This window comes from Kandleria sp. (assembly GCF_017934775.1).
In the GTDB taxonomy this organism is placed as follows: Bacteria; Bacillota_I; Bacilli_A; order Erysipelotrichales; family Coprobacillaceae; genus Kandleria; species Kandleria vitulina.
This window is the reverse complement of record NZ_JAGBIX010000041.1, coordinates 1-6,094: the sequence shown is the minus strand read 5'-3', so window position 1 is coordinate 6,094 and position 6,094 is coordinate 1. Positions and strand designations below refer to the sequence as shown.

Genomic DNA, 6,094 nt, shown 5'->3' with positions numbered 1-6,094 from the left:
TAAGTCTGAAATGCGCTATAATTTTTATGGTTTAATGTTGTAGTTTTCATAATTACATTATACCAAAAAATGCGTCGGATTTATCCGGCGCATTTTATTTTTGAAAACTAATCCAGATTATCTATCCGGGTCAGCCCCTTTAAACTTCAGTGTTATATTTTAAAAAAACTTGTGGTCACAGTGACCACAAGTGGCTATAGATTACTATAATCGATTATTCTACACCGGCTCACCAATCGATGCCTCTTTTGTAACCCATTCGCCCAATGAATTCGCCCATAGTTCTGGGTAAGCCGAAAAATATGATATTTGCTCCTTATCACGCTTTCTAACATATAACGGTAAAAAGCTCCACATGAAAGATGGTGCACCTACCAAAAGTAAATATAATGCTCCAAAGAATAGTGACTGTATTGTGTAATCACTTATCTTTTTCAAGGACAGACACCCTGTCCTAATTCTTGTAAATCACGAAGCTTCGCACAGCGCTAACCCCTTGTAAAATCAGCCTTTCGCAAAAGTTCAACGACCTTGTCCACCATGTGGCGACAACATTCTTGAACACATCATTTTACAATTATCTCACTATCCGCATTCACGAATATTCCGAACGAACCTTCGCAACTCCGCCCCCATAAACACTGCATTCTGTAGAAAAGCTGAGAATTTCCATCATTGTGCGGACAATCCGATACTTCACTTAAATTTACAGTAGCAGGATACGCATAAAGTTACAACCTAAAATCTCCACATTATGCACCTTCCGCACTTCCTATGTCGTGCGCATTAGGCGAGGCCTATGACCTTAATTGTCACAGGTGTATCCCCAAATTTTCACCTCCACTTGTGCTCCAGTGGAGCACAAGTTTTCTTTCTAATATTGTTTTCTAATATCTATTAAAGCTCTTACCACCTCATTCATTTCTTTTGTTCGATAATAAGCAACTGCTATTTCAAAAAAATAATCGTATTTAATTAAATGTTTAAATTCATCATCTGCTTCGTCATATAATTTCATTATCAACCCATAATCATCAAGAAGCATTGTTTCTTTTACCACAAAGATTCTCGATCTATACGTGCCTCGAGTATCTCCACCCTTAGCTATATGTGCACCTCTTATTGGCCATTTATACTTATTTCTAAAAGATATAACAGCCAAAGAATTTCCATATTTTTCAGCCCCATTTGTTAACACAAATCTAAATATTTCCGACTTTTCAATAGTAAAGTAAATACCATGCTTAGTATCATCTTTTACTAATCTTCCTTCAATATGATCCTTCCTTTTTTCTGAATCAAATATACGATACCCCAAAACATTTTCTCCATGTTCTTTTAAGAACTTCTTTGCCGTCATTCCTTTCTTTCGTTTTCGCAGTTTATCAACACTTAGTTTATCAACACTTAGTTCAAATAATTCATCTAAACTCGAATTATTCAAACATAAAAACCGCTTATTTAAACGAATAATTACAAATCTGTTAAAAAATGAAAAAAAACGATTTTCGTTTAACAATTCAATTATTTCTTTTGCATTATTTTCTACTATCTTTTTCATATCCAGTCCTCCAATTGTTCAATTAGTATCACTTCTGGCCCAATGGACCAAAAGTGATCTTCTGCATAATTTACATATCAATATTTAACGTATAATTATATCCCTTATTGTTGGATCTTTCTTTATTATTGACTTTCAATACTTTCTTACTCGTTCAATATTTCTTTCTACTGGTGGTTCTATCTTATCTGCAATTCCAGGTACACTTGGATTTTTATTTTGAAGATAATGGATGAGTTTCAACTGTGTCCATCCTTTAAGAATTTCTTTATTCTTATATAGATATTCTGCCCATGTTTCATCTACTTCAATTATTGTAGATAACCCCGAAACATAAACAAAATAATACATCAGTCTTCGTTGACGATTAATTTCATCAGTTAATGTCTTCTTAGATCCATACCATACTTTTCTATCTATCTTTATTTCATCATAAAAAGGAACCTGTAATCGATATGGTACGTTAAGTGTTAAATCTTTTTTATACTTTATTATTTTTTTATCTTTAGTACTTTGAAGAAATTCTATGATCTTCACTCTTTTTTCAGAAGAGCGAAAATCATATTTATCATAAATATACTTTACTACTTCTTCTAAGTTATCTGTTATTCCTAATGGTCCTAATCGTAAATGATATTCAGTTACCATATACCACGCATCAGCAATCATTTCGTTAATAAGTTCATCAAATGAGAAGCTCTTATGCTTACCATCTAGTTTTCTTATGATTGCTTGAAACCAAAAGAATTTATAACAATTTGTAGTATTGTCAAAGAGTCTACTCAATTGACCAATATTGAGTTCTTCTGAATATGGTAATTGCATATTATTCCCTCCAATTAACTTTAAACACATTAATATTATATTCCACGCAAAAATGACATTCAATCTTCTTGAATGTCATTTACTGATTAGTATTCTATTTTAAATAATGAAATCTCTTTAAATTTACATCTCAAACAATTGATATTCCCAAAGTATTTCCTTATCCCAATCATAATCATTCCATGTTAAGTTATTTTTTAAACATATTTGATGCTACTAGATAATTCTTTTTCTTGATAATCAAATAAAGATTAGTCCTTTATAAGAACGATAACTAATGAAGAATAAATATGCAGATAGTAATTGAAATGCCTGATGAGCGTTAATCCTTTATAAAGATGCACAATGCTCGTCTTCCTCACAATCTACAATGTCCCATTCATTTACTGCTATACCCCAACTGTTAATTGTTGATTCATTTAGTACACGACAGATGAGATTTTGATAGTAAACACCAGTCATAAATATCCCTTTAAATCATTATGTTTATCTCAATCAATAATTGTAAATCTCAGCTTCAAATTAGCAATTGTTTCAGATTAACATCTCCTAGTTATGCAACGTTAAATTGCACTTATACGAAGTAACGCCTCTGATGTAATTCAGAGGCGTTACTTTACATATTCTTATGAATTAAATATTAATAATTGTTTTACCTTTAGATTTACCAGCCGCAACTTTTTGAAGAGCCTTATTAACATCATCTAGTGAAAACATTTCATCGACAGATGCCTCAATATGACGTTCAGTAAAAATATCAGAGATACGCTCTAGACCTTTTCCATCCTCATGAACAAAAATGAAATAATACTTTTGATTCTTTTTAGATGCCATTTTGTCATACTTACGACCAGCAATCTTTAGCAACAATCTTTTCAATACAGGCATTCCTGTACGAAGTGCAAATTCACCATTTGGCATACCACGAAGAGATACAAGTTTACCTCCATTTTTAAGAATACCGAACTCCTTTGCAAGTTCCCTCTCACCCAATGTATCGAGAACATAATCTACATCGGACAATACTTTTGTATAATCTTCTGTCTTATAATCAATAAAACGATCTACACCTAAGGCAAGCACACGATCCTTATTTATAGCACTACCATTCGTAATAACAGTTAGACCATAACTCTTACCCAAAGGAATAGCCATTGCACCAAGGCTTCCAGTTCCTCCAGAGATAAAGATTGTTTCTCCTTCTTTAGGGTTCATTAGTTCCAGTGCCTGCAATGCAGTCAAGGCTGTAAGAGGCACGCAAGCTGCCTCTTCATCAGATAGATAGTCTGGAACCTTGGCTATCGCATTCTGATTGATTGCTGCAAACTGTGCAAATGCACCAATCTTACTTAATGGCATTCTTCCATAAACACGATCACCGACTGAATACTTGCTGACAGATGCCCCAACTTTATCTATAACTCCCACAAACTCATTACCCATGACTAGTGGAAACTTATATGGGACAATCATTTTCACATCACCACGGATAATCATATTATCAAGTGGATTTACTCCTGCAGTATGGATTTTTACAAGTACTTCCTGATCATTAATATCAGGAATTGGTATATCCTTTACTACAAGATCACATCCTTTTTTATCATATCCATTCAATATTGCTGCTTTCAGATATATCACTCCTTATAACAATTCTTCTAAAAACATCTTTTATATTCATTAATCATCAGCTATTATGCCTTATTAAACTTCTCCTTAGGCTGCTTACATCTAGGACATTTCCAATCATCAGGTAAATCCTCGAAAGCTACACCATCATGTTCACTAGGATCATAGACATAACCACAAACTGAACATACATACTTACCAGTACCTTTCTTTGAAGAAAAATCAACATCCGCAAGTACTGTCTCTACAGGATGATCTAAATCAATCACTCTCTTAGCTTCAAGATTCTCATATCCCTGAGGTGTATGTGTACCACAATAAACTGTAGGATGATCCTTCACAAACTCTCTTACTCTATCCATAGTCTCACGAGCAGCTGCTAAATCTTCAAATACAATAGATAACTTATTTTCATATAAAGCTTCATCTACATAAGTAATATCTCCATGTATCATATAAAATAATCCATCATTTTCTACAATAACAATACTATTCCCATTAGTATGTCCTTTCGCTTTAATGAAATAAATACCATCCTGTATCTTCTGACTTTCAGGGAAATTATAGTATGCTCCATCTGTAAACTTAACTGGTACAAGATTATCTTTACCTTTTAATTCATCAGCACTCATTTCTTCTTCATTAACATACACCTTAGCATTAGGGAAAGAACTAATCTCTCCAGAATGATCCGCATGTTTATGAGTTAATAGAATCTTAGTCACCTGTTCCCTCTTATATCCAAGTGCATCAAATGCTTCTAAATAACTACAGATATCTTTTCCTGTATAGAGAAGACTATTCTCATCAGGAACTTCTTCAGGAGTTCCTGATGGTATTCCTGTATCTACTAGAATAACTTCATCACCAGTATCGATAAGATAATTTTGTAGACTTCCTCTATATCTCACATTCTTATCATACTGTTCCATACCTTCTTCTCCACCCATTACCATAGGCTGTGTATAGAATCCATCTTTTCTAAATTTTACTGCTTTAATTTCCATGTTATACCTCCGTAATAATATTTCACAATATCCAAAAAAAATTATTCCTATACTCATTTATATTTAAATTATACTGTATTACTATGTTGAAAGTCATTATTTACAACATAAACAAAAGAATCCGTTTTGGATTCTTAGTCGTCTTTAGTAAACATTTTATACAACATCGCATTTTATTTTCTTATTCCAATAAAATAGGATTAATAAATTAATCACCCAAATTTATTTTTTGATGATTGCTATATTTAAATATGAATACTCAATCTTCACTTGCATCCCAACCCCCTTAGCAATTCTTTTAACCATTGCTAAACTTGGATTTCGTGTTCCATTCTCAATCTTGCTTATATCAGCTTGGTTACTATCAAGTTCCTTCTGAGTAAGGTTTTGAGAAGTTCTAGCATCTACAATAGCTCTGATTACATTCATCCCAGGTTGAATATCTTCATACTTTTTTTGAATTCATAACTGTAGCGCATAAAAATAACCCTCCTTACTGAACTTTACATTGTCCAGTAAAGAGGGTAGATATCAATTTCAAAAATCATTTACCCCCACTCTTGAAATTGAGCCGATTTTACTCGATTCCTCTTAACATCCTAAGCTAATTCTTTATGAAATTTTCTTTTTGCTTTTCGGCGAAGCCGTCCTGTCTAAGTGTAAGCGTGACAGATAATAACCCAATACAATGTGTCGCTAAAGCAACACATCTCCTTGGGCCAAAGTTTCACCCTGGACCTGACAAAGGGCTCTGCCCCTTGACCCCGGCGGTACTCTGTCCCTGCACACAGGCGAAGTCTTTACTCCTGCACCTTGCGTAAGGCTCTGCCTTTACAATCCGTCAAAGGGTTGCGCCCTCTGAACACTGCTATCAATAATGTTTTTCTATACAATTCAAAATTCCATCAAAGTCATTTTCTTGTATATCAAAAAACTCTTCTGTCCTCAAACCTGTATTTAAAACATTTTGATATAAATAAAAATCATAAATAACAGGTTCATCTTTTCCACCCAATATATTATCTCTGATAGAACCCGTTTTAGATATCAAGCATAAATACTGATACTCTTT

The 6,094-nt window shown here is 33.4% G+C and carries 5 protein-coding genes and 1 pseudogene; all 6 read right to left on the bottom strand.

Annotation, left to right across the window (positions count from 1 at the left end; all coding sequences use genetic code 11):
• Nucleotides 1-874: 874 nt before the first annotated feature.
• A complete protein-coding gene (locus J6L95_RS04785) occupies nucleotides 875-1,561 on the bottom strand; it encodes a hypothetical protein (protein WP_287458343.1) in 687 nt (228 codons plus the stop codon).
• A 135-nt stretch (nucleotides 1,562-1,696) separates the two neighbouring features.
• Entirely contained in the window at nucleotides 1,697-2,386 is a 690-nt protein-coding gene (locus J6L95_RS04780; RefSeq protein WP_287458342.1) for a hypothetical protein, read from the bottom strand.
• A gap of 633 nt (nucleotides 2,387-3,019) precedes the next feature.
• Entirely contained in the window at nucleotides 3,020-4,027 is a 1,008-nt protein-coding gene (locus J6L95_RS04775; RefSeq protein WP_287458341.1) for an NADP-dependent oxidoreductase, read from the bottom strand.
• A 53-nt stretch (nucleotides 4,028-4,080) separates the two neighbouring features.
• Entirely contained in the window at nucleotides 4,081-5,022 is a 942-nt protein-coding gene (locus J6L95_RS04770; RefSeq protein ID WP_287458340.1) for an MBL fold metallo-hydrolase, read from the bottom strand.
• 222 nt (nucleotides 5,023-5,244) lie between these two features.
• The gene (locus J6L95_RS04765; protein WP_287458339.1) at nucleotides 5,245-5,451 is read right to left on the bottom strand and encodes a helix-turn-helix domain-containing protein; all 207 of its coding nucleotides are present in this window, start codon (nucleotides 5,449-5,451) and stop codon (nucleotides 5,245-5,247) included.
• A 442-nt stretch (nucleotides 5,452-5,893) separates the two neighbouring features.
• Nucleotides 5,894-6,094, bottom strand: a pseudogene (locus J6L95_RS04760) (restriction endonuclease); the annotation flags it as partial.

Excerpts from the sequence above, each read along its gene's own strand:
- J6L95_RS04780 (WP_287458342.1), bottom strand. The coding sequence starts at position 2,386 with ATGCAATTACCATATTCAGAAGAACTCAATATTGGTCAATTGAGTAGA.
- J6L95_RS04785 (WP_287458343.1), bottom strand. The coding sequence starts at position 1,561 with ATGAAAAAGATAGTAGAAAATAATGCAAAAGAAATAATTGAATTGTTA.
- J6L95_RS04770 (WP_287458340.1), bottom strand. The coding sequence starts at position 5,022 with ATGGAAATTAAAGCAGTAAAATTTAGAAAAGATGGATTCTATACACAG.
- J6L95_RS04765 (WP_287458339.1), bottom strand. The coding sequence starts at position 5,451 with ATGAATGTAATCAGAGCTATTGTAGATGCTAGAACTTCTCAAAACCTT.